We start from the raw sequence: 3,081 nt of genomic DNA on the forward strand, positions 1-3,081 counted from the left end.
ACCTCGCCCTGCCCCCCGTCGCCGCTCATGCGATACGGGTGCGGTGACGCGGCGGGGCGGGCCGGGCCAGGCGGGTGCCCAGCGCGACCAGCGCGAGGCCCGTCCGGGTGCGTATGCGGTGGCGGGCGGGGCGCGGGGCGAGCGCGTGGTCGGCGGCCTCCTCGCGGAGTTCGGCGGCGCGGTACTCGTGCAGGGTGAGGTACGTGTCGGGCAGCATGGTGCGTGATCCCTTCGCCGGTCCGGGGTGTCGCGTCAGTGGCTCTTGCGCGGGAACGAGTGCAGGTGGACGCGGACCTGGGCGGTGTCCTCGGTGTCCGCGTGGGCCAGGTCGCGGTAGCTCTCGATGAGCGCGTGCGCCTTGTCGTTCAGCTCGCGCAGCTGGGCGGGGGTCAGCCGCAGCGTGAAGTCGCTCATGTCGGAGTTGACGGACCACTCGTCGGACCACTCGTTCATGGTCCCCAGCCAGGTCGAGAGCTCCTGGGTGTGGATGGTCGCGACCTCGTGCAGGAACAGGTCGACGGCGCCGCGCACCTCGGGGTCCGCGTCCTGGTGCAGTTCCTCGGTGAAGGTGGTGCCCTCATGGGTCGCCCGCCACCAGCGCTCGCGGCCCTTGCCGTGCTCGGGCGCGTCCTCGACGAAGCCGTGCGTGGCGAGCTGGCGCAGGTGGTAGCTGGTGGCGCCGCTGGACTCGCCGAGCCGCTCGGCCAGCTGGGAGGCGGTGGCCGGGCCGTCGTGGCGCAGCGCGCCGAGCAGCCGGATGCGCAGGGGGTGGGCCAGGCCCCGCAGCGAGCGCGCGTCGAGTACCCGCTCGCGCGGCTCGGGCCGCGCGGTGGCCGCTTGCGGGTCGTCGTTCTCGGTCATGGGGCAACCGTAGAGCTGCAAAGGAGTTGTTGCAACCCTTTCTTTGCATCCATTCCTTTGCATCGAGATCTTTGTACGGGCTTCCCCGCGCGGGTGGACGGAGCGCGTCCGTCCCTCAGCCCCTGACGGAGTCCTCCGCGGCCTGCTCCACCAGCGGGATGATCCGCAGCGGAACGGGGTTCTCCATGACGATCGCCGTGGAGGCCCGGACGATCCCCTCGAAGCCGACGACACGGTCGATCACCCGCTGGAGATCGGCGTTGGAGCGGGCCACCAGACGGCAGAGCATGTCCCCGTGGCCGGTGGTGGTGTGCAGCTCCAGGACCTCGGGCACGGAGGCCAGATGCGCCCGTACGTCGGCGCCCTGGCCCTGCTTGATCTCCAGGGTCGCGAAGGCGGTCACCGGATAGCCGAGGGCCGCCGGGTCGACGTCCGGGCCGAAGCCCCGGATGACCCCGTTCGTCTGGAGGCGGTCGAGCCGCGCCTGCACCGTGCCGCGCGCCACGCCGAGCCTGCGGGACGCCTCAAGAACCCCGATACGCGGCTCCCGTGCCAGCAGCACGATGAGCCTCCCGTCCAGATGATCGATCGCCATGAGCCTCTCCCGATGGTCACGATGTACAGAAAGCAGGGCACCGCCGGTGGTCCACTGGGCAGATTGACCAGCCCTGACGCAAACTATTGCGCACCTTGCGGGACGGGGGGAGCCTGCCGCTATGACTGAGACCATCGATCACACGCCCGACACCGCCCGGCAGGCCGACCCCTTCCCGGTGAAGGGAATGGACGCGGTCGTCTTCGCCGTGGGCAACGCCAAGCAGGCCGCGCACTACTACTCGACCGCCTTCGGCATGAAGCTCGTCGCTTACTCCGGACCGGAGAACGGCAGCCGCGAGACCGCCTCGTACGTCCTGACCAACGGCTCCGCCCGTTTCGTGTTCACCTCCGTCATCAAGGCGTCCACCGACCACGGCCGCTTCCTGGCCGACCACGTGGCCGAGCACGGGGACGGCGTCGTGGACCTCGCGATCGAGGTGCCGGACGCGCGCGCCGCCTACGAGTACGCCACGGCGCACGGCGCGACCGGCCTGGCCGAGCCGTACGAGCTGAAGGACGAGCACGGCACGGTCGTGCTGGCCGCGATAGCCACGTACGGCAAGACCCGCCACACCCTGGTCGACCGGTCCGGCTACAGCGGCCCGTACCTGCCCGGGTTCGTCGCGGCCGACCCGATCGTCGAGCCGCCCGCCAGGCGCACGTTCCAGGCGATCGACCACTGCGTGGGCAACGTCGAGCTCGGCAGGATGAACGAGTGGGTGGCGTTCTACAACAACGTCATGGGCTTCACGAACATGAAGGAGTTCGTGGGCGACGACATCGCGACCGAGTACAGCGCGCTGATGTCGAAGGTGGTCGCGGACGGCACGCTGAAGGTCAAGTTCCCGATCAACGAGCCCGCGATCGCGAAGAAGAAGTCGCAGATCGACGAGTACCTGGAGTTCTACGGCGGCGCGGGCGTCCAGCACATCGCGCTGGCCACGAACGACATCGTCGCGACGGTACGGGCGATGCGCGCGGCGGGCGTGGCGTTCCTGGACACCCCGGACTCGTACTACGACACGCTCGGCGAGTGGGCGGGCGAGACGCGCGTGCCCGTGGAGACCCTGCGCGAGCTGAAGATCCTGGTGGACCGGGACGAGGACGGCTACCTCCTCCAGATCTTCACCAAGCCGGTGCAGGACCGGCCGACGGTCTTCTTCGAAATGATCGAACGGCACGGTTCCATGGGATTCGGCAAGGGCAACTTCAAGGCGCTGTTCGAGGCGATCGAGCGGGAGCAGGAGAAGCGCGGCAACCTGTGACCCGCAACTCCTCTCCTGTGAGCGGCAGTTGAAGTACCTTCACGATCACGCGGCCCCCACGACCTGACCTGTGGGGGCCGCGGCTGTTCCCGCCCGGGGTCCGTCCCCGGGCGGCCGGCCGGGCTACTGGGCCTGTCTGTGCGGCGTGACCGACCCGTACATGTCCTTCGGACCCCCCTCCGGCAGCTCCCCGAGCCCCTTCAGCGCCTCGCGCGCATCCCGCGCCAGCAGCGGCGAGAAGTACGGATTGGTCCGCAGCGCCTCGTCGAGGTCGCGCCGCGCCGGGCCGTGCTGGCCGAGCTCCCGCTCCAGCATCCCGCGGTGGTAGGAGAACAGCGCGGTCCGGCCGCCCTTCTCC

Annotated in this window: 4 protein-coding genes and 1 pseudogene; 1 reads left to right on the forward strand and 4 read right to left on the reverse strand. The window is 70.0% G+C overall.

What is annotated here, in order from left to right:
- Nucleotides 1-25 precede the first annotated feature (25 nt).
- The 3 genes from ACJA3G_RS33925 to ACJA3G_RS33935 form a co-directional block, all read right to left on the reverse strand.
- Nucleotides 26-217: a hypothetical protein gene (locus ACJA3G_RS33925; protein WP_406556873.1), complete on the reverse strand. Its 192-nt coding sequence runs from the start codon at nucleotides 215-217 to the stop codon at nucleotides 26-28.
- Between the two features lie 35 nt (nucleotides 218-252).
- Complete coding sequence (locus ACJA3G_RS33930) at nucleotides 253-861, reverse strand: ArsR/SmtB family transcription factor (RefSeq protein WP_406556874.1); 609 nt, start codon at nucleotides 859-861, stop codon at nucleotides 253-255.
- 115 nt (nucleotides 862-976) lie between these two features.
- Nucleotides 977-1,456, reverse strand: a complete 480-nt coding sequence (locus ACJA3G_RS33935; protein WP_406556875.1) for an Lrp/AsnC family transcriptional regulator — start codon at nucleotides 1,454-1,456, stop codon at nucleotides 977-979.
- A gap of 121 nt (nucleotides 1,457-1,577) precedes the next feature.
- Here ACJA3G_RS33935 and hppD point away from each other — a divergent pair, with 121 nt between their 5' ends.
- Entirely contained in the window at nucleotides 1,578-2,723 is a 1,146-nt protein-coding gene (gene hppD, locus ACJA3G_RS33940) for a 4-hydroxyphenylpyruvate dioxygenase (RefSeq protein ID WP_406556876.1), read from the forward strand.
- Between the two features lie 123 nt (nucleotides 2,724-2,846).
- Here hppD and ACJA3G_RS33945 read toward each other — a convergent pair.
- Nucleotides 2,847-3,081, reverse strand: a pseudogene (locus tag ACJA3G_RS33945) (hypothetical protein); the annotation flags it as partial.

The sequence above is a fragment of the Streptomyces sp. YS-3 genome (assembly GCF_045257485.1).
Lineage (GTDB): Bacteria > Actinomycetota > Actinomycetes > Streptomycetales > Streptomycetaceae > Streptomyces.